General features: G+C 54.0%; 14 protein-coding genes. 10 read left to right on the top strand and 4 right to left on the bottom strand.

Annotated elements, in window-relative coordinates; all coding sequences use genetic code 11:
- Nucleotides 1-59: 59 nt before the first annotated feature.
- Genes bcsG through bcsE form a run of 3 tightly spaced genes read right to left on the bottom strand, consistent with a single transcriptional unit; the run spans nt 60 to nt 3,483 of the window.
- The gene (gene bcsG, locus NNO04_RS12015) at nt 60-1,739 is read right to left on the bottom strand and encodes a cellulose biosynthesis protein BcsG (RefSeq protein ID WP_271444836.1); all 1,680 of its coding nucleotides are present in this window, start codon (nt 1,737-1,739) and stop codon (nt 60-62) included.
- Nucleotides 1,736-1,927 carry a cellulose biosynthesis protein BcsF gene (bcsF, locus tag NNO04_RS12010; RefSeq protein WP_271444835.1) on the bottom strand — a complete coding sequence of 64 codons (192 nt, stop codon included), beginning with the start codon at nt 1,925-1,927 and terminating at the stop codon, nt 1,736-1,738. The genes bcsG and bcsF overlap by 4 nt, the downstream gene beginning before the upstream one ends.
- Nucleotides 1,924-3,483: a cellulose biosynthesis c-di-GMP-binding protein BcsE gene (gene bcsE / locus NNO04_RS12005; RefSeq protein ID WP_271444834.1), complete on the bottom strand. Its 1,560-nt coding sequence runs from the start codon at nt 3,481-3,483 to the stop codon at nt 1,924-1,926. The genes bcsF and bcsE overlap by 4 nt, the downstream gene beginning before the upstream one ends.
- Before the next feature lie 290 nt (nt 3,484-3,773).
- Here bcsE and bcsR point away from each other — a divergent pair, with 290 nt between their 5' ends.
- From bcsR to NNO04_RS11960, 9 genes are all read left to right on the top strand, one after another.
- The gene (gene bcsR / locus NNO04_RS12000) at nt 3,774-3,962 is read left to right on the top strand and encodes a cellulose biosynthesis protein BcsR (RefSeq protein ID WP_162382606.1); all 189 of its coding nucleotides are present in this window, start codon (nt 3,774-3,776) and stop codon (nt 3,960-3,962) included.
- Between the two features lie 11 nt (nt 3,963-3,973).
- On the top strand, nt 3,974-4,726 hold the full coding sequence (bcsQ, locus tag NNO04_RS11995; protein WP_271444833.1) for a cellulose biosynthesis protein BcsQ: 753 nt from the start codon (nt 3,974-3,976) through the stop codon (nt 4,724-4,726).
- On the top strand, nt 4,723-7,341 hold the full coding sequence (bcsA, locus tag NNO04_RS11990) for a UDP-forming cellulose synthase catalytic subunit (RefSeq protein ID WP_271444832.1): 2,619 nt from the start codon (nt 4,723-4,725) through the stop codon (nt 7,339-7,341). The genes bcsQ and bcsA overlap by 4 nt, the downstream gene beginning before the upstream one ends.
- Before the next feature lie 10 nt (nt 7,342-7,351).
- On the top strand, nt 7,352-9,703 hold the full coding sequence (bcsB, locus tag NNO04_RS11985; protein WP_271444831.1) for a cellulose biosynthesis cyclic di-GMP-binding regulatory protein BcsB: 2,352 nt from the start codon (nt 7,352-7,354) through the stop codon (nt 9,701-9,703).
- Between the two features lie 6 nt (nt 9,704-9,709).
- On the top strand, nt 9,710-10,816 hold the full coding sequence (bcsZ, locus tag NNO04_RS11980; protein WP_271444830.1) for a cellulose synthase complex periplasmic endoglucanase BcsZ: 1,107 nt from the start codon (nt 9,710-9,712) through the stop codon (nt 10,814-10,816).
- Nucleotides 10,798-14,280, top strand: a complete 3,483-nt coding sequence (bcsC, locus tag NNO04_RS11975; RefSeq protein ID WP_271444829.1) for a cellulose synthase complex outer membrane protein BcsC — start codon at nt 10,798-10,800, stop codon at nt 14,278-14,280. Before bcsZ ends, bcsC begins: the two co-directional genes overlap by 19 nt.
- Nucleotides 14,281-14,361: 81 nt before the next feature.
- The gene (gene hmsP, locus NNO04_RS11970; RefSeq protein WP_271444828.1) at nt 14,362-16,350 is read left to right on the top strand and encodes a biofilm formation regulator HmsP; all 1,989 of its coding nucleotides are present in this window, start codon (nt 14,362-14,364) and stop codon (nt 16,348-16,350) included.
- A gap of 175 nt (nt 16,351-16,525) precedes the next feature.
- Nucleotides 16,526-17,812, top strand: a complete 1,287-nt coding sequence (locus NNO04_RS11965; RefSeq protein WP_271444827.1) for a dicarboxylate/amino acid:cation symporter — start codon at nt 16,526-16,528, stop codon at nt 17,810-17,812.
- A gap of 222 nt (nt 17,813-18,034) precedes the next feature.
- A complete protein-coding gene (locus NNO04_RS11960; protein WP_271444826.1) occupies nt 18,035-19,531 on the top strand; it encodes a M16 family metallopeptidase in 1,497 nt (498 codons plus the stop codon).
- Nucleotides 19,532-19,603: 72 nt separating this feature from the next.
- Here NNO04_RS11960 and NNO04_RS11955 read toward each other — a convergent pair whose 3' ends face one another.
- The gene (locus tag NNO04_RS11955; protein WP_271444825.1) at nt 19,604-20,533 is read right to left on the bottom strand and encodes a sugar kinase; all 930 of its coding nucleotides are present in this window, start codon (nt 20,531-20,533) and stop codon (nt 19,604-19,606) included.
- Between the two features lie 231 nt (nt 20,534-20,764).
- Here NNO04_RS11955 and pdeH point away from each other — a divergent pair, with 231 nt between their 5' ends.
- Nucleotides 20,765-21,532 carry a cyclic-guanylate-specific phosphodiesterase gene (pdeH, locus tag NNO04_RS11950; RefSeq protein WP_271444824.1) on the top strand — a complete coding sequence of 256 codons (768 nt, stop codon included), beginning with the start codon at nt 20,765-20,767 and terminating at the stop codon, nt 21,530-21,532.
- The last annotated feature ends 275 nt before the right edge of the window (nt 21,533-21,807 follow it).

Here is a 21,807-nt window from a genome sequence, read left to right as displayed (position 1 = left end):
TGTGATGGCAACATGCGCCCGAACCAGGCCGCAGAGGAGACTCTGCGGCCTTTTTCGGTTTACTGCGGATAAGGTACCCAGTCGCCGCCGTTCAGGCGTACATAAGGTTTACCCTGATACTGAATCACCACTGCGTTGGCATTCTCGGAGACCGGTGCAGTCTGCGGCAGTCCACCCGTCAGTTGGTTCCAGTTAACGTTGTCTTCTGTAAACAGCTTCCCGTCAAGGGCGCGCACTACCAGTTCGGAGATCGCCAGGTAGCTGCTCGGCTGATTGATATCGATTGGCGCGCCCTGGTGAGGGGCTTTCATTCCGAAGAATTTCACCGCAGCCGGTACATTGGTAATAGCAGGGCTGGGGATATCACGCAGACCGGAGACCTGCATTCTGTCTCCTTTCAGCGCGCCGCCGTGTTCCGGCACCATCACTACCATCACTTTACGGCCAGATTTCTCCAGCTCGGTGAAGAAGGCATCCAGCTCATCGAACAGTTTTTGGGCGCGAACTTTGTAATCCGCCGTTTTGCTGACACCAGGGAAGTGGTTCCCGTCGTGTAGCGGCAGGGTGTTGTAGAACGTCGCACTCCGCGAGTTTTGATCTTTCTCGGTGGTTTCCAGCCAACGATCAAGAACGGCGGTATCGTCATAAACCGGGGAGCCATCAAAGCCCAACAGCGTGACAGGCAGACCTTTCTGGTCCATAAGCTCGCTTTGCATGCCGCCATTCTCACGAACTTCTTTCAGGAAGCCGCCAAACTCGCCGTTATGTCCCATCATCAGATGCTGGGTGAAGCCCAGCTTCGACAAATTATCAAACAGGTAGCAGTCATTACCCGCCGGTTGATACAGGTTCGTATGCGAAGGCTGACCACAGCTGGCGCGCAGCAGGCGAATTGCCGCCGGGCCGCTGTAAGAGGTTGCGGAGTTAAAGTGTTTGAACAGGATGTCGAAATGCGCCCACAGTGGGTGCGACGCCAGACCTGCGGCTTCGACATCAGACCAGGAGAGTGAACAGATGTTGATCACCAACAGTTCGAACGGTTGAGCATCTGCAGGAAGTGAACCCGGGAACGGTGTTTTCCGCTTCGCTTCGGCATTGTAGAAGGTACTCAGCCAGGCTGTCAGATTCGCGGTGGTTGGCGGTGCCGTCTGGGCCGGAATATCCCCCACGACGGGCGTATCGCCCGCAGTTGCTACGGTCGCTGCCGCAGAACCGCCGGTGGTCGTGACCGTACTGGTAGGCTGGCCTGCTGGCCACAGAGAGAAACTCGGCCCCGCCAGCGTCAGCACGTTAAGCCAAACGAGGATCGCAACGACGAAAACCGTCACCCGAACCCATTGCGACAGGAACAACCAGGCGATCAACAGGACGAATATCGCGCCAATCATCTGCCAGTTGATAAAACGGGTCACCAGATCGAGCATATAGTCGGCGCTAAATCCGGCAACCTGCGAACCCTGGCTAATGATGCTTTCCGGGCCTGGTAGCCAGGTATCATGCCAGAAAAGCGCAAAACCAATCGGAATAGCAATCCAGTGGCGAAGGCGATGCAAACTGTACTTTGGTATTGGCATGAGCAAAAAGGCCATGAATACCAGGTTTTGTAATGGGTGGAAATTGAGATAGCCGGCCCAAAGCAGACCGAATTTCACCAGAAAGTAAAAATTCCAGCCTGAAAGCCCACGCCAGTATTGCCATAACGGTGAAGGCATTGATGAGGATTGAGTATACTGAGTCATTTGTTGTCTGCCTTGACTTTCGAAGCGCGGCGCAAGGTTCCGGCTGGTTTTACATAGCGAGGTTTGGCAAATAAAAGCCGGGTCGTGTTCCGGATACGGCTAAACGAATGGCGTGCCAGATAGCCCAGCGGGAAGAAAATCAGTGCGCAGAAGACAATGATTTGAATGATATCATTGATATTCATCATGATGTTCGCTCCATAGCATCATCCTGCAGTCGCAATGGTTTTGGAATTCGACGCCAGACCCGCCCATCGTGTTCAGCATTCAAAACGGGGTTCGGCCCTTGTGCCAGCGGCAGCGGTTTGCCCCACATTTCTGGCGACAGTAAACGCATTTGCACCAGTTCGGCACTGATCAGGTTGTCTTCGAACCAGACCATACGGTTGGAGAAAATATCACCTGTCGGCAGCGGGAAAATATGGTTCAGCGCGGTGTCCAAATCATTAACCCGGCAGAATGACAGAAACAGCACCAGACGATTGCCGCCAATGGTCATGATGTCGCCGGTGCGGTTAGGACGGCATAATGTGAGCGCCTGCTCCACACGTATGCCAGGTACCGGTCGTAACGCCACCATAACGCCTTTCCCATCCGCAGGAAGCAGTGTATTGGCCATCATGTTGTGCACCGCTTCGCAGAAAACATCCCATTTTTGAAAACCGCGCAGTTTCAGCGGCTGCGTCATGGAGAGAAGCGTGGTGATGTCTTCCGGTACGTAACGGCTAAATTGTTGCCCCTGAACGCTTTCAATTAACGTCAGACAGCGAGAGAGAGGCGCGTTCCACGGAACGACCATGTTGGCGCCGCAGCCTAATAACAGGCGTTCGTCGGTGGCGCGTAAACTGGCGGTGTTTTCCCGCACAATGATTTTCAGCGCGCTGCCTCGCTGGCGACGCAGGGTATGGATGTTTCGCGCTATCGGTTCGATTTGGTTATTCTGAGCCAGAGAGAAAATAATTGTCGCCGCCTGAGCGGTACGCGCTTCATTGAATAAGGTTTCGTTATTGTCGAAAAGCATCCAGTGCTCAGAGAGCGGGGGAGCGCCTTCGAGTACGGCAACATTGCCGAGGATCCGTTTTTCATCGCTACGAGGCTGGATCTCCGCTTCTTCCTGTTGCGCCAGTTCCCAGCGATTATCCTGATGGCGCAAGGTGAGTTGCTGACGTGCGCTGACCCCTTTTTCATTGCACCAGAATGCAATATCAAACAGATGTTGATCGCCCTGAAAACGTAAACTGGCGAGACCGAAAAGTGAGCGATATTCTCCCATCAACAATGATGACTGCTTATCATTATTGTTCCCAGGGTTAATGACCAGCAGTGAACAGTGATGGCGTTGGGTCCATTTATTCATTTTTGCCAGCCACTGACGTAGTCGCTCTGAAGATATATTTTGCCACGCGTTATTTGCGCAAATAAGAATAAAAAGATAATGAGTGGGCTGGAGGGAACAAAGCAAATCGCGGGGCAAGGAGTATAGTCCCTTTTCCGAGTTCGGCATGGAAAATAACTGAATTTTTTCCGGGCCGTGAGCCTCATCTAATTTAACCGATTTTTCCAGATCGTTCCCCATGCAAATGACCGCGACTTTCGCGTTGCCTGTTTGAGACGCAATCGTTTGATTCACCATGCTGATGGCGTCTTCATTGCGATCAGCGTTAAGCCACCAGACACCGCCAGCTGGCATATGGCGCAGTTCATCCCATAATGATGAGATACCGATAGAAAATACGGGGTCCACAGTGTCCCTCTTGTCACTATTTTATCTGCTTATCAGTTTACTAGCGAAAGCACAGAAATAAACCTAACATTGAAATTAAAACGCATCAGATTTAGCATGTGAATCCATCCGTCAGGCAGGAAGCCTTGCGACATCGTTCTCTGAGTTTTCATTATCATTATAAATTGTGCACCAGGAAGTTCAAAAAGCGAACAGATTCTCTGTGCTGAAGATTAACGATGGGAAGGGATGGAATGCAGCCAGAAAAATGTCTGAAGCATGGTGAGTATATTCAAAAGGGATAAATCAGAATGTATAACAATGAACCAGGTACTCAGTCTGATTCAGCTTTGGGCTATACCTTCCAAAATGATTTTCTGGCCTTAAGTCAGGCATTTTCGCTGCCTGAAATAGATTACACCGATATTTCCCAACGCGAGCAGCTCTCTGCGGCGATTAAACGCTGGCCGTTGCTGGCTGAATTTGCGCAACAACAATAAGGGAGCCGTGGATGGCTATTCTGGGATTGCAGGGCGTGCGCGGTGGTGTGGGTACCACGTCGATCACTTCGGCACTCGCCTGGGCGTTGCAGATATTAGGGGAAAACGTGCTGGTCGTGGATGCCAGTCCCGATAATTTGTTGCGCCTGTCATTCAACGTGGACTTTGTTCACCGTGAAGGCTGGGCGAGGGCGATACTGGATAACCGTGACTGGCGTGATGCCGGAATGCGCTACACCTCGCAACTCGACCTGCTGCCATTTGGTCAACTGAGTGCGCAAGAGCGTGAAAACCCTCAGGAGTGGCAGGATCGCCTGGGCGGTATCTTCGAGGGGATCTCCGCGCTGAAAGAGAGCGGGCATTATTCATGGATCCTGCTGGATCTTCCCTCTGACACTTCACCGATCACCCGTCAGTGGGTGAATATTTGCGATCACACGCTGGCTGTGGTGAAAGCAGACACGAACTGCCATATCCGTCTTCACCAGCAGGCGCTGCCTACTGGTGCGCATATTCTGATTAATGACTTACGCATCGGCAGCCAGTTGCAGGATGACCTGTACCAGATTTGGCTGCAAAGCCAGCGTCGTCTGTTACCGATGATCATTCACCGGGATGAAGCGATGGCGGAGTGCATGGCGTCGAAACAGCCGCTGGGAGAGTATCGCAGCGATTCACTGGCGGCAGAAGAGATACTGACGCTGGCAAACTGGTGTCTGTTGCATTATGCCAGTCATAAAACGCCTGTCGGGAGCCCATCATGAGTATCCTGTCCCGGTGGTTACTCATTCCGCCGGTTAGCGCGCGCCTGAGCGAGCGTTATCAGGGTTATCGTCGTCATGGCGCGTCATGTTTCAGCGCCGCGATGGGCTGTTTTTGGGTGATTCTGGCATGGATGTTTATCCCGCTTGAACATCCGCGCTGGCAGCGTGTTCGTGGCCAGCATAAGGCGCTGTATCCGCATATTAACGCCGCCCGCCCGCGTCCTCTGGATCCTGTCCGCTACGCCATTCAAACGCTTTGGTTGATGGCGACTTCCCGGCGAAAAGAAAATAGCGAACCGCGCTGGCGGTCGTTTGCCCGTTTGCAGGGCGTGCGTGGTCGCTACCATCAATGGATGGACGCGTTGCCTGAGCGCGTAAGCCAGCGCACTCTCCACCTGGACACGAAAAAAGAGTTGGGGCATCTCAGCACTGGGGCGCGTCGATTTATTCTGGGCATTATCGTAACGTTTTCGCTGATTTTAGCGGTGATTTGTATTACCCAGCCGTTTAACCCACTGTCACAGTTTATCTTCCTTATTCTGTTGTGGGGGGTGGCGTTATTGGTGCGCCGACTGCCGGGACGTTTCTCCGCTCTGATGCTGATCGTGCTGTCGCTGACGGTATCCTGCCGTTATATCTGGTGGCGCTACACGTCGACGCTGAACTGGGATGACCCGGTGAGTCTGGTGTGTGGTCTCGTTTTACTGTTTGCCGAAACCTATGCCTGGATCGTTCTGGTGCTGGGTTATTTCCAGGTCATTTGGCCGCTTAATCGTCAGCCTGTTCCGTTGCCAAAAGATATGGCGCAATGGCCGACCGTCGATATTTTTGTGCCCACGTACAACGAAGATCTCAGTGTGGTGAAAAACACCATTTATGCGTCGTTGGGTATCGACTGGCCAAAAGATAAGGTGAAGATCTGGATTCTGGATGATGGCGGGCGAGAAGAGTTCCGCCAGTTTGCTCAGACCGTAGGGGTGGAATACATCGCTCGCCCCACCCATGAACACGCGAAAGCCGGGAACATTAACAACGCACTGAAGTATGCGAAAGGCGAGTTTGTGTCGATATTTGACTGCGACCACGTGCCGACGCGCTCGTTCCTGCAAATGACGATGGGCTGGTTCCTCAAAGAGAAACAGCTCGCGATGATGCAGACGCCACACCATTTCTTCTCGCCGGACCCATTTGAACGCAACCTGGGGCGTTTTCGCAAAACGCCGAACGAAGGGACACTGTTCTATGGGCTGGTGCAGGATGGCAACGATATGTGGGATGCCACCTTCTTCTGCGGTTCGTGCGCGGTGATCCGTCGTAAACCGTTAGATGAGATTGGTGGCATTGCCGTAGAAACCGTGACCGAAGACGCCCATACCTCGCTGCGTTTACACCGCCGTGGTTATACCTCTGCCTATATGCGTATTCCGCAGGCGGCAGGGCTGGCGACAGAAAGTCTGTCAGCGCATATCGGGCAACGTATTCGTTGGGCGCGTGGGATGGTGCAAATCTTCCGTCTGGACAACCCGCTCACCGGCAAAGGCTTAAAGCTGGCGCAGCGATTGTGTTACGTGAACGCCATGTTCCACTTTTTGTCGGGTATCCCCCGGCTAATCTTCCTCACAGCGCCTTTGGCCTTCTTGCTGTTACACGCCTATATCATCTATGCCCCTGCGCTGATGATTGCGCTGTTCGTGTTGCCGCACATGATCCACGCCAGCCTGACTAACTCGAAGATCCAGGGGAAATACCGCCACTCGTTCTGGAGTGAGATCTACGAAACGGTGCTGGCATGGTATATCGCCCCGCCGACGATGGTGGCGCTGATCAACCCGCACAAAGGGAAGTTTAACGTGACGGCAAAAGGCGGGCTGGTCGAAGAGGAGTACGTGGACTGGGTTATCTCGCGACCCTATATCTTCCTGGTTTTGCTCAACCTGCTGGGCGTGGCTGTGGGCGTTTGGCGCTTCTATTACGGTCCTGAAAACGAAATCCTCACCGTGATCGTCAGCCTGGTATGGGTTTTATACAACCTGATTATTCTCGGCGGCGCGGTGGCCGTTTCTGTGGAGAGCAAACAGGTCAGACGGGCGCATCGTGTTGAGATCTCAATGCCTGCCGCGATTGCCCGTGAAGATGGTCATCTGTTCTCGTGCACCGTGCATGACTTCTCCGACGGCGGTCTGGGGATCAAGATCAACGGCAAGGCGCAGGTGCTGGAAGGGCAGAAGGTGAATTTGTTGCTCAAGCGCGGCCAGCAGGAATATGTCTTCCCGACGCAAGTTGTGCGCGTGATGGGCAATGAAGTGGGGCTGCAACTGATGCCATTGACCACGAAGCAACATATTGATTTTGTACAGTGCACGTTCGCCCGGGCAGATACCTGGGCGCTTTGGCAGGACAGCTTCCCGGAAGATAAACCTCTGGAAAGTCTGCTGGATATTCTGAAGCTGGGCTTCCGTGGTTATCGGCACCTCGCGGAGTTTGCCCCGTCTTCCGTCAAAGTAATTTTCCGGTCTCTGACGACGCTGGTTTCCTGGATTGTGTCGTTTATTCCACGTCGCCCAGAGCGGGACGTGGCGGTACAACAGCCGGATCAGGTTATGGCTCAACAATGATGATAACGCGATGAAAAGAAAACTTTCCTGGATTTGTGCAGTGGCAATAGGGATGAGCACGTTCCCTTCTTTCATGACGCATGCGACGCCTGCAATGCAACCACTGGTAAATGATGAGCCAACAGAGGCGCCAGCTGTGCCTGCGCCGGCAGATGAAAATCAGCCCGTTGGTCAGGTGATGCCGGGTGTGGCGGGGGCAAATGCGCCCATTGTCGAGCAGAAGGCGCCTTCCCGCGACGTGAAGCTCACCTTTGCGCAAATCGCGCCGCCGCCGGGCAGCATGGTTCTGCGTGGCGTCAACCCGAACGGTGGTATTGAGTTCGGGATGCGCAGCGATGAAGTGGTTTCGAAAGCGGTGTTGAACCTCGAATACACCCCTTCGCCGTCGCTGTTGCCGATACAGTCTCAGCTCAAGGTTTACCTGAACGATGAATTGATGGGCGTATTGCCGGTCACTAAAGAGCAACTGGGTAAAAAAACGCTGGCCCAGATGCCGATCAACCCTTTGTTTATTACCGATTTTAACCGGGTGCGTCTGGAGTTCGTCGGGCACTACCGTGATGTCTGTGAAAATCCAGCCAGCAGCACGCTGTGGGTGGATGTCGGCCGCAGTAGCGTACTGGATCTGACTTACCAGACGCTGCCGGTAAACAACGATCTTTCTCACTTCCCGATCCCGTTCTTTGACTCGCGAGATAATCGTCCTGTTACCTTGCCTATGGTATTTGCGCAATCACCGGATCGGGAACTGCAACAGGCGGCATCGATCGTCTCTTCCTGGTTTGGTTCGCGTTCGGGCTGGCGCGGTCAGCACTTCCCGGTGATGTATAACAAACTGCCGGATCGTAATGCGATAGTCTTTGCCACTAACGACAAACGCCCTGACTTCCTGCGCGATTATCCGGCGGTGAAAGCTCCGGTTGTCGAGATGATGAACCATCCGGATAACCCGTATGTGAAACTGCTGGTGGTCTTTGGTCGTGATGACAAAGACCTGTTACAGGCCGCGAAGGGGATCGCTCAGGGAAATATTCTGTTCCGTGGCAATAGCGTGGTGGTGAATGAAGTGAAGCCGCTGCTGGCCCGTCAGCCCTATGATGCGCCGAACTGGGTGCGTACTGACCGCGCGGTGACCTTTGGCGAGCTGAAAACCTATGAAGAGCAGTTACAGTCAACAGGGCTGGAACCTGCGCCGATCAACATGTCGCTGAACCTGCCGCCGGATCTGTATCTGTTACGCAGTACCGGTATTGATATGAACCTCAACTACCGTTACACCACGCCGCCGCAGAAAGACAGTTCGCGGATGGATATCAGTCTGAATAACCAGTTCCTGCAAGCGTTTAATCTGAACAGCACACAGGAAAGCAATCGCCTGTTGCTGCGCCTGCCGGTCCTGCAAGGGCTTCTGGACGGTAAAACGGATGTCGCGATCCCGGCGTTGAAACTGGGGGCAATGAACCAGCTGCGCTTTGACTTCCAGTATATGAACCCGATGCCAGGGGGATCTGTTGATAACTGCGTGACTTTCCAACCGGTACAGAATCATGTCGTGATCAGCGACGATTCCACTATCGACTTCTCGAAGTATTACCACTTTATCGCGATGCCGGATCTGCGTGCTTTCGCGAATGCGGGTTTCCCGTTCAGCCGTATGGCTGACTTGTCCGAAACCATCATGGTTATGCCGAAAACCCCGAACGAAGCACAGATGGAAACGCTGCTGGATGTGACCGGGACGATAGGGGCGCAAACCGGCTTCCCGTCAATTAACCTGAACATCGTCGACGATAGCAGCCAGATTCAGGGTAAAGACGCCGACATCATGTTAATCGGCACCATCCCCGATAAGCTGAAAGATGATAAGCGAATCGATCTGCTGGTACAGGCGACGCAGAGCTGGGTAAACACCCCGACACGCCAGACCGCATTCCCGAGCATTATGCCGGATATGGCCGATCGTGCGCCGGATGTGCGTACGACTCTGACCTCCTCTGGCCCAATGGCGGCGGTGGTGGGCTTCCAGTCACCGTTTAACGATCAGCGAAGTGTGATTGCGTTGTTGGCCGATAGCCCGCGCGGTTATACCTTACTGAATGAAGCAATGAACGACAGCGGAAAACGAGCGGCGATGTTTGGTTCTGTTTCGGTCATTCGTGAGTCTGGTGTTAACAGCCTTCGGGTAGGGGATGTTTACTACGTCGGCCATTTACCGTGGTTTGAACGTCTGTGGTATGCCCTGTCGAATCACCCGGTCCTGCTGGCCATTCTGGCGGCGGTGAGCGTCGTGCTTCTGGCCTGGGTGCTGTGGCGTCTGCTGCGTATCATTAGCCGCCGTCGTCTTGATCCGGACAATGAGTAATTAACGATGAACGCGCTTCGTGGATGGACGTTAACGGTGTTAATGGTCGCCGCCGTGAATGTCCAGGCCGCCTGCACATGGCCTGCCTGGACACAGTTCAAAAAAGAGTACATCAGCCAGCAAGGGCGGGTAATCGATCCCAGCGATGCGCGTAAAATCAGCACCTCTGAAGGGCAAAGCTACGCGATGTTCTTTGCCCTCGCCGCGAATGACCGCCCGGCGTTTGATCTCCTGCTGGACTGGACGCAAAACAACCTGGCGCAAGGCTCTTTGCAGGAGCACCTGCCGGCCTGGCTCTGGGGGCAAAAAGACCCGAAAACGTGGAGCGTGCTGGACGGTAACTCGGCGTCCGACAGCGATATCTGGATTGCCTGGTCTTTGCTGGAAGCCGGCAGGCTGTGGAAAACGCCGCGTTATACCGAAATCGGCACCGCGCTGTTAAAACGCATTGCCCGCGAGGAAGTGGTCACCGTGCCGGGGCTGGGTTCCATGTTGTTACCGGGGAAAGTCGGCTTCGCGGAAACGACAAGCTGGCGCTTTAATCCCAGCTATTTACCACCGCAACTGGCGCAGTACTTTACCCGTTTTGGCGCGCCGTGGACCACCCTGCGTGAAACCAATCTTCGCCTGCTGCTGGAAACGGCCCCGAAAGGTTTTTCGCCGGACTGGGTGCGTTATGAGAAAAACAAAGGCTGGCAGTTGAAGCCGGAAAAAACGCTGGTCAGCAGCTACGATGCCATTCGCGTCTATATGTGGGCGGGCATGCTGCATGATGGCGATCCGCAAAAAGCGCGTCTGCTCGCGCGATTTAAACCAATGGCTACCCTGACAACAAAAAACGGCATTCCACCGGAGAAAGTGGACGTCGCCAGCGGCAAAGCGCAGGGCAATGGCCCGGTCGGCTTTTCTGCCGCTCTGCTGCCTTTCCTGCAAAACCGCGATGCGACAGCGGTGCAGCGGCAGCGTGTGACCGACAACTTTCCTGGCAGCGATGCCTATTACAGCTACGTGCTGACCCTTTTTGGACAAGGCTGGGATCAGCATCGTTTTCGCTTCACCCTTCGCGGTGAGTTACTACCTGACTGGGGCCAGGAATGCGCAAGTTCACACTAAGTTTACTCAGTTTATCGCTCGGTCTGACGTTAATGCCGATGGTTCATGCTGCGCCTTCCGCGCAACAGCAATTGCTGGAGCAGGTGCGACTCGGCGAAGCTTCGCACCGTGAAGATCTGGTGCGCCAGTCTTTGTACCGTCTGGAACTGATGAATCCGAATAATCCGGACGTGATTGCCGCCCGTTTTCGCTATTTACTGCGTCAGGGCGATATCGCAGGGGCACAGAAACAGCTCGACCGACTCTCTCAGTTAGCGCCGAGCTCTACCGCGTATAAATCCTCCCGCACGACCATGCTGCTCTCTACGCCGGAGGGAAGACAGTCCTTGCAAGAAGCGCGTCTGCAGGCCACCACCGGGCATCCGGAAGAAGCGATTGCCGCTTACGATAAGCTGTTCAAGGGAAATCCGCCGGAAGGTGAGCTGGCGGTCGAATATTGGACGACGGTGGCGAAATTACCCGCGCGGCGCAACGACGCCATTAATCAGCTCAAAAAAATCAACGCCAGCAACCCGGGCAACAACGGTTTACAAAATACACTGGCTCAGTTGCTATTTGATGACGGACGGCGCGAAGAAGGTTTTGCGGTACTCCAACAGATGGCGAAATCCAGCAGCGGACGCAACGCGGCGTCGGATATCTGGTATAAGCAGATCAAAGACTTGCCGGTAAGTGAATCCAGCGTGCAGGCACTGCAAAAGTATCTGACGGTGTTCAGCGAAGGCGACAGCGTCAATGCGGCGCGTGGCAAGCTGAATGAACAACAACAGCAGCTGGCCGATCCGGCTTTCAGAGCGAGAGCTCAGGGGATGGCTGCGGTTGACGCCGGACAAGGCGGCAAAGCCGTCACGGAATTACAGCAGGCCGTCAGCGCCAATCATAACGACAGCGAAGCCGTTGGCGCGCTGGGACAGGCGTATTCACAGCGTGGCGATCGCGCGCGTGCCGTGGTGCAATTTCAGAAAGCCCTTGCGATGGACCCGCAAAGCAGCAGCCGTGACAAGTGGGAAAGTCTGCTCAAAGTGAACCGCTACTGGTTGGCGATTCAGCAGGGCGATGCCGCTCTGAAAGCCAATAATCCGGACCAGGCAGAACGTCTTTATCAGCAGGCGAGAAGCATTGATAACACCGACAGCTATGCGGTGCTGGGGCTGGGCGATGTGGCGATGGCGCGTAAAGATTACGCCGCTGCTGAACGGTACTATCAACAAACGCTGCGCATGGACAGCAGCAACAGTAACGCGGTGCGCGGGTTAGCGAATATTTATCGGCAGCAATCCCCGGAGAAAGCCTCGGCATTTATCGCCTCGCTCTCCGCCAGCCAGCGTCGCAGCATTGATGACATTGAGCGCAGTCTGGAAAACGATCGCCTGGCGCAGCAGGCAGAAGCGCTGGAAAACCAGGGGAACTGGGCGCAAGCCGCTGAACTACACCGTCGCCGACTGGCAATGGATCCGGGCAGCGTTTGGGTCACTTATCGTTTGTCACGCGATCTCTGGAATGCCGGGCAGCGCAGCCAGGCTGACGCGCAAATGAGCGCGCTGGCGCGCCAGAAACCCAATGACCCGGAACAGGTCTATGCCTACGGACTTTACCTCTCCGGTAATAATCAGGATCGTGCGGCAATGGCGCATATTAACAGCCTACCGCGCAGTCAGTGGAACAGCAACATTCAGGAACTGGCAGACCGGTTGCAAAGCAATCAGGTGCTGGAAACCGCTAACCGTCTGCGTGACAGCGGCAAAGAACGGGAAGCGGAAGAGTTACTCCGACAGCAACCCGCCTCGACGCGTATTGATTTAACGCTTGCCGACTGGGCGCAGCAGCGCCGTGAGTATGCGACGGCACGCGCTTCCTATGAGGCGGTTCTGGCGCGTGAGCCGAATAACGTTGATGCCCATCTTGGTTTGACGGAAGTCTATATCGCTCAAGGGGATAAAGAAGCGGCACGCGCCGAACTGGCAAAATTGCCTGCGACAGAGGCCGGAGAAACGCCGTCTATCAACATGCAGCGTCGTATTGCGCTGGCGCAGATGCAGTTAGGCGACACCGCGAGTGCGCAGCAAACGTTCAATAAAATTGTGCCGCAGGCGAAATCGCAGCCGCCGTCGATGGAAAATGCGATGGTTCTGCGAGACGCCGCAGCTATTCAGGCGCAGGCAGGCGAACCAGAGCAGGCGCTTGAGACTTACAAAGATGCGATGGTGGCTGCGGGTATCACACCAACGCGTCCAGAAGATAACGATACTTTTACCCGTTTGACGCGCAATGACGAGAAGGACGACTGGCTGAAACGCGGCGTACGTAGCGATGCAGCGGATTTATATCGTCAGCAGGATCTCAACGTCACCCTTGAACATGATTATTGGGGATCGAGCGGTACCGGTGGGTATTCTGACCTGAAAGCTCACACCACCATGCTGCATGTGGATGCGCCGTATTCCGACGGGCGTATGTTCTTTCGTACCGACATGGTTAACGTGAACGTTGGCAGCTTCTCTGATGATGCCAACGGGAAATACGATGACAACTGGGGTACGTGTACTTTGTCCGACTGTAGCGGCAGCCGCAGCCAGTCGGATCGTGGCGCCAGCGTCGCTGTTGGCTGGGCGAATGACACCTGGAGCTGGGATATTGGCACTACGCCAATGGGCTTCAATGTCGTTGATGTCGTCGGTGGCGTGAGTTACAGCAACGACATCGGTCCGTTGGGCTACACCCTGAACGCGCACCGTCGTCCTATCTCCAGTTCCCTGCTGGCATTTGGCGGGCAGAAAGATGCGCCAAGTAATACCAACAAAACATGGGGCGGCGTTCGTGCAGACGGCGGCGGAGTCAGCCTCAGCTATGACAAAGGCGAAGCGAACGGCGTCTGGGCATCGCTGACCGGCGATCAGCTCACCGGGCAGAATGTGGAAGACAACTGGCGCGTGCGCTGGATGACCGGTTACTACTACAAGATCATTAACGAGAATAATCGTCGTGTCACCATCGGTCTGAACAACATGATTTGGCACTACGACAAAGACCTGAGTGGATACTCGCTGGGTCAGGGCGGTTATTACAGCCCGCAAGAGTATCTCTCCTTCGCCGTACCGGTGATGTGGCGTCAACGCACAGAACACTGGTCATGGGAGCTGGGCGGTTCCGTCTCATGGTCGCATTCGCGCACCAAGACGATGCCGCGTTATCCGCTGATGAATCTCATCCCAACAGAATGGCAGGAAGAGGCCGCTAATCAGACCAACGATGGGGGTAGCAGTCAGGGCTTTGGCTACACGGCGCGGGCTCTGATCGAGCGTCGCGTTACCTCGAACTGGTTTATCGGAACGGCGATAGATATTCAGGAGGCGAAGGACTACACCCCAAGCCATTTCTTGTTGTATGCGCGTTATTCTGCTGCAGGCTGGCAGGGTGATATGGATTTACCGCCACAGCCGCTGGTGCCTTACGCCGACTGGTAAGTTTTCAGATACCGCCTCTCTTAATGCCGCCACGATCAGGTATACTCTGGCGGCTTTTAAAGATTTCCAGGGAGAGTCAATTTGCGCGTCAGTCGCTCGTTAACAATTAAGCAGATGGCAATGGTTGCAGCCGTTGTCATGGTGTTCGTTTTTATATTTTGCACCGTTTTGCTGTTTCATCTGGTACAGCAGAACCGCTATAACACGGCTACGCAACTGGAAAGCATCGCTCGCTCTGTTCGGGAACCTTTGTCTGCGGCAATTCTCAAGGCCGATATCCCCGGGGCGGAATCTATTCTTGTCAGTATTAAACCTGCCGGGGTGGTCAGCCGCGCCGATGTCGTGTTGCCTAATCAGTTCCAGGCACTGCGCATCAGCTTTATTCCCGAGCGCCCGGTACCGGTCATGGTCACTCGCCTGTTTGAGCTGCCGGTACAGATCTCGCTGCCGGTTTACTCGCTTGAACGCCCGGCCAACCCGCAGCCGCTGGCGTATCTGGTGCTACAGGCCGACTCGTTCCGCATGTATAAGTTTGTCATCAGCACTATCTCCACGTTAGTGACCATTTACTTACTTTTGTCGCTGGTGCTCACCGTGGCCATCTCCTGGTGTGTGAACCGCCTGATTTTGCATCCGTTGCGCAATATTGCTCGTGAGCTCAATGACGTTTCGCAACAAGATCTGATTGGACATCAGTTGACTATGCCGCGTCTGCATCAGGATGATGAAATCGGCATGCTGGTGCGCAGTTACAACCTGAACCAGCAGATTTTGCTGCGTTACAACGAAGAACAAACGGACAACGCGATGCGTTTTCCGGTTTCAGAGTTGCCGAATAAAGCGTTCCTGATGGGGATGCTGGAGCAGGTGGTGGCGCGCCAACTGACGACGGCACTGATGATAGTGACGTGCGAAACACTGCGGGATACTGCTGGCGTTCTGAAAGAGACGCAGCGGGAAATCCTGCTGCTGACGCTGGTGGAAAAGATGAAATCCGTGCTGGCACCAAGAATGGTGCTCACTCAGGTGAGCGGTTACGACTTTGCCATCATCGGGCATGGCATCAAAGAGCCGTGGCATGCGATAACATTAGGTCAGCAAGTGCTCACTATCATTAACGAGCGACTGCCGATCGAAAGCATACAACTGCGCCCCAGTTGTAGTATTGGCATCGCGATGTTTTATGGCGATTTGACCGCGGAACAGCTGTATGGTCGCGCGGTGTCTGCCGCCTTTACCGCGCGGCGCAAAGGCAAAAATCAAATTCAGTTCTTTGATCCGAAACAGATGGAACTGGCGCAGCAACGCCTGACAGAAGAGAGCGACATTCTTAGCGCGCTGGATAATCGCCAGTTCGCCATTTGGTTGCAGCCGCAGGTGGAGATGTCCAGTGGCAAGGTGCTGAGCGCGGAAGCGTTGTTGCGTATGCAGCAGCCGGATGGAAGCTGGGAACTGCCTGAAGGGTTGATTGAGCGCATTGAATCCTGTGGCCTGATGGTGACGGTTGGCCATTGGGTGCTGGAAGAGTCCTGCCGCCAGCTTTCGGCCTGGCAAGAGCGCGGTCTGATGATGCCACTTTCCGTGAATCTCTCTGCGTTGCAACTCATGCACCCAAGTATGGTGTCGGATCTGCTGGAGTTATTAAACCGTTACCGCATTGAGCCGGGCACATTGATTCTGGAGGTGACGGAAAGTCGCCGGATTGACGACCCTCATGCGGCGGTGGCGATCTTACGCCCATTGCGTAATGCGGGCGTCCGTATTGCGCTGGACGATTTTGGCATGGGGTACGCGGGGTTACGCCAGCTACAACACATGAAGTCGCTACCGGTCGATGTGCTCAAAATCGATAAAATGTTTGTTGATGGGCTACCGGAAGATAACAGCATGGTCACTGCAATTATCCTGATGGCGCGTAGCCTCAATTTACAGATGATCGCCGAAGGTGTAGAGACGCAAGCGCAGCGTGACTGGCTGGCAAAAGCGGGTGTCGAAGTGGCGCAGGGGTTCTTATTTGCCCGCCCTGTACCTGCTGAAGTGTTTGAAGAGCGGTACTTGAAAGACGTATAGCCTGATTACAAAAGTTTAAAAAGGCCGGGCTTGTGCGAGCCAGTTCAAACTTTTTAACATTTTTGTTTCAATTATGATCCAGGTACATTTCTGTCATGTTGTCGGGGTGTTATTTTAAGGCCGCAGGTCAATCATAACCTCACAAGGCCTGTGGTTTTTACTTCAAGGACACCCTATGAAAACCTCTTTATTTAAAAGCCTTTACTTTCAGGTCCTGACAGCAATTGCCATTGGTATCCTCCTTGGCCATTACTACCCTGAATTAGGCGCTCAAATGAAACCGCTTGGCGACGCGTTCGTTAAGCTCATTAAGATGGTCATCGCTCCTGTCATCTTCTGTACTGTCGTGACCGGCATTGCAGGTATGGAAAGCATGAAAGCCGTTGGCCGCACAGGTGCGGTTGCGCTGCTGTACTTTGAAGTCGTCAGTACTATTGCGCTGATCATCGGCCTCGTTATTGTTAACGTGGTGCAACCTGGCGCCGGGATGAACGTCGATCCGGCAACTCTGGATGCCAAAGCCGTCGCGATTTACGCCGAGCAGGCGAAGGACCAGGGGATCGTGGGCTTCCTGATGGATATCATTCCGGGCAGCGTCATTGGTGCGTTCGCCAGCGGTAACATCCTGCAGGTATTGCTGTTTGCCGTGATGTTCGGTTTTGCCCTTCATCGTCTGGGCAGCAAAGGACAGATGATTTTCAACGTGATTGAAAGCTTCTCACAGGTCATCTTCGGCATCATCAATATGATCATGCGTCTGGCGCCTATCGGTGCGTTTGGCGCGATGGCCTTTACCATCGGTAAATATGGCGTGGGGACGCTGGTGCAGTTAGGGCAGTTGATCATCTGCTTCTATATCACCTGTATCCTGTTCGTGGTGGTGGTACTTGGTGGGATTGCCCGAGCAACCGGCTTCAGCATTTTCAAATTTATTCGCTACATCCGTGAAGAGCTGCTGATTGTACTGGGAACCTCTTCTTCTGAGTCTGCGTTGCCGCGTATGCTCGACAAGATGGAAAAACTGGGCTGTCGGAAGTCGGTCGTCGGGTTGGTTATTCCAACCGGCTATTCATTCAACCTGGATGGTACCTCCATCTATCTGACTATGGCGGCGGTGTTTATCGCGCAGGCGACGAACAGCCATATGGATATTTTCCATCAGATAACGCTACTGGTAGTGTTGCTGCTCTCCTCGAAAGGGGCTGCCGGGGTTACCGGAAGTGGCTTTATCGTTCTGGCTGCCACCATCTCCGCCGTCGGGCATTTGCCGGTTGCGGGTCTGGCGCTGATCCTCGGTATCGACCGCTTTATGTCTGAAGCCCGTGCGTTGACCAACCTGGTCGGTAACGGCGTGGCAACCGTCGTGGTTGCTAAATGGGTGAAAGAGCTGGACCACAAAAAACTCGACGATGTGCTGAATAATCGTGCGTCGGATGGCAAATCGCACGAAATATCCTCTTAATCTCACCTCTAATGCCCGCAGTCCCTTCCAGGACTGCGGGTGTTTGCGCATAATTGACCCCTGCACCAGAATCGTCTTACCGGGCGGCTTCGGTTTTTTTACACTTCATCCGTGACATTTCCATGTTCTTGCGGTCTAACACGAAGTGTTTTTAACGTCATATTCAGATAAGCCTTTTCAGGATTGTCTTTTTATTACCAGGATTGTTGATCAGGGGTTCACATGCAGGGCACAAAAATTCGACTTTTAGCAGGCGGTTTGCTGATGATGGCCGCTGCCGGCTATGTGCAGGCTGATGCGCTCCAGCCCGATCCAGCATGGCAACAAGGGACGCTGGCAAATGGCTTACAGTGGCAAGTCTTAGCTACTCCGCAGCGCCCCAGCGACCGAATTGAAGTTCGCCTGCTGGTCAATACCGGTTCTCTCGCTGAGAGCACACAGCAGAGCGGTTTCAGCCATGCTATCCCGCGCATTGCGCTGACGCAAAGCGGCGGCCTGGAGGCAGCGCAAGCACGTTCACTTTGGCAGCAAGGGTTTGATCCTAAACGCCCGATGCCGCCGGTTATCGTTTCCTACGATTCCACGCTGTATAACCTCAGCTTGCCAAATAGCCGTAACGATCTGCTTAAAGAAGCACTCTCTTACCTGGCCACCGTCTCAGGTAATCTGTCGATCACGCCGGAAACGGTAAATTACGCGCTGAGCAGCGAAGATATGGTCGCGACCTGGCCGATGGACACCAAAGAAGGTTGGTGGCGCTATCGGTTGAAAGGGTCGGCATTGTTAGGCCATGACCCCGCAGACCCGCTGAAACAGCCGGTCGATGCGGAAAAAATTAAAGATTTCTACCAGAAATGGTACACCCCGGACGCAATGACGCTGATTATTGTCGGCAATGTTGATGCGCGTTCGGTTGCGGAGCAAATCAACAAAACCTTTGGCGAATTAAAAGGTAAGCGTGAAACACCTGCGCCAGTACCGACTCTTTCGCCGCTACGTGCAGAAGCGGTCAGTATTATGACGGATGCCGTACGCCAGGATCGTCTTTCTATTATGTGGGACACGCCGTGGCAACCGATCCGCGAATCTGCCGCATTGCTGCGTTACTGGCGTGCCGATTTAGCCCGTGAAGCGCTGTTCTGGCATGTCCAGCAAGCGCTGAGCAAGAACAACGCTAAAATTGGCCTTGGCTTCGACTGCCGGGTACTGTTCCTGCGCGCCCAGTGCGCAATCAACATCGAGTCAACCAACGACAGGCTGAATGCGAATCTGGGAATGGTGGCGCGTGAGCTGGCGGAAGTTCGCAACGATGGCTTGCCGGAAGAGGAATTTAACGCGCTGGTGGCGCAAAAGAGTCTGGAATTGCAGAAGTTGTTTGCAACCTACGCGCGTACTGATACTGACATCCTGATTAGCCAACGCATGCGTTCGCTGCAAAATCAGGTGGTGGATATCGCCCCTGAGCAATATCAGAAACTGCGCCAGGACTTCCTCAACAGCCTCACTGTTGAAATGCTGAATCAGGATCTTCGCCAGCAGTTATCGCAGGATATGGCACTGACCCTGCTACAACCGAAAGGCGAACCTGAGTTCAATATGAAGGACCTGCAGGCGACGTGGGATAAAATCATGGCGCCTGTCACCTCAGCGGCCGCCACGAGCAGCGTAGAAATGGATGAGTCGCATCCGGAAGTGACCGATATTCCGGCGGCTCAATAGACTGGTGATGGTGTGATGCCTGATGGCGCTACACTTATCAGGCCTACGGTCTTGTAGGCCTGATAATGAGCATTACTGAGGCATAGCGTCGCGTGGGATGATTGCCCCGCGATGCTGGATGACGGTGCTGGCGGTCAGATGTCCGCGTTTTGCCGCCTCAGTCGCAGTACCGCCGGTCAAGCGCACCGCCAGATAACCTGCGCTGAAGGAGTCGCCTGCTGCGGTAGTGTCAATCACCTTCTCTTTCGGCAGTTTCACGGCCGCGACGTCGATAAGATTTTCACCCTGAATCGAGACCAGGCAGGAGTCCGCACCGCGTTTCACGACCACTTCCTGTACGCCCGCCGCATGGGTGCGTGCAAAAACATCCTCAACCGGTTTTTCGCCCCACAGCGCGTCTTCATCATCCAGCGTCAGGAAGGCGATATCAGTGCATTCCAGCATTTGCTGGTACACCTGCTGCGTTTCTTCAATGCCTGACCACAGGCGAGGGCGGTAGTTGTTGTCAAAAATGACTTTTCCGCCGTTGGCGCGACACTCGCGCAGCAGGCTCAGTAGCTTCTCACGGCTGGTTGGGCTCAGGATCGCAAGACTGATGCCGCTCAGATACAGGTAATCGAATGTCGCCAGGGCTTCGCAGATCGCGGCAGATTGCTCGCTCTCCAGCCAGAATTTCGCCGCGGCTTCATTACGCCAGTAGTAGAACGTGCGCTCGCCGGTGCTGTCGGTCTCAATGTAGTAGAGGCCCGGCAGGCGATTGTCCATGCGTTGCGTCAGGGAGGTGTCGACGTTTTCACCCTGCCAGCATTCCAGCATTTGCTGGCTGAAGTTGTCAGTACCCAGTGCGGTGACATAGTGAACGGATAATGCTGCAGAATCGACCTGACGGGCGATATAAACGGATGTATTCAACGTGTCGCCACCGAATCCGCGCTGAACGTCTGCGCCTTTCTGTGACAGCTCAATCATGCATTCGCCAATCACGGCAATCTTTTTGGACATAGTCGTGGACCTGCTCTGAAAATAGTAGCGGTAGTGTGCGCTGTGGGTGTTTAGTGGTCAACTATATTAAAACAACGTTCCATTATTTTTTTGAGCCAGCACGTGTTCTGTGCTGATTTTTTGGCGATCTGTTTTTATTTTGCGAAGGACTGAACATAAAGTTCTCCGCTTAAGCGCCGATAACCTTTGACGAGTCCGGGCAGTCACACTCTCACACACAGGACATCTGAGATGATAAAGCAGGTTATCCAGCAGCTAAGCATTCCTGATGCAAGCATCGAAAGCTTGCAGGAGCGGCGCTTTTGGCTGCAGTGCGAGCGGGCTTATACCTACCAACCGATCTATCAGACCAGTGGGCGATTGATGGCTGTCGAATTGCTGACAGTGGTAACACATCCTGATAATCCCGCTCAACGCCTGGCACCGGATCGTTATTTTGCCGAAGTGACGGTGCGACACCGTATCGATGTTGTCAAAGAGCAACTCTCCCTGCTGGAAAAGAATGAGCGATTTTTCAGGCACCATGATCTGCTGGCCTCGGTGAATGTCGACGGCCCGACGCTTATTGCCCTACACCAACAGAGCGAGATCCTGAAAACGATTGAACGTCTGCCCTGGCTGCGTTTCGAGCTGGTAGAGCATATCCGTCTGCCAAAAGATTCATCGTTCGCCTCAATGTGCGAGTTTGGCCCGCTCTGGCTGGATGATTTTGGGACCGGAATGGCAAACTTCTCCGCGCTCAGTGAAGTGCGTTACGACTACATCAAAGTCGCCAGGGATCTGTTTGTCATGCTGCGACAAACCGCAGAGGGGCGAAATCTGTTCACGTTACTGCTGCAACTCATGAACCGTTATTGCCGTGGCGTCATTGTCGAAGGCGTTGAAACACTGGAAGAGTGGCGCGATGTGCAGAACTCGCCAGCGTTTGCCGCGCAAGGTTATTTCTTGTCACGCCCGGTCGCGCTGGAAACGCTCGAAGAGGTGATTTTGACGCTGTAATGATGGGGGCTACCGTAATGTCGCGTGGTTGACGCGATATTTCTGGCGCTGGGCCAAAATCAATGTATTGCTAAATCAGTGATCTTCGTCTTTCTGAACACTTCGGATGAATTCAGCAGCAGTCGTGTTATTTAATGATGAATGCGTCCTTCGCATGCGTATATCCCGCAGACGGCGGTTAATGACATTTTAAAATACTGGGAGTCTGGCTGTCTTATATATAATAATGTGTTTGATAAGAAATTATTAACACGTAAAAACGCACAGTTGTGCTT

The sequence above is a fragment of the Citrobacter sp. Awk 4 genome (genome assembly GCF_028069725.1).
Taxonomy (GTDB): Bacteria; Pseudomonadota; Gammaproteobacteria; order Enterobacterales; family Enterobacteriaceae; genus Citrobacter_D.
Note: the sequence above shows the minus strand (reverse complement) of the source record. Positions and strands in the feature narration are given on the sequence as shown.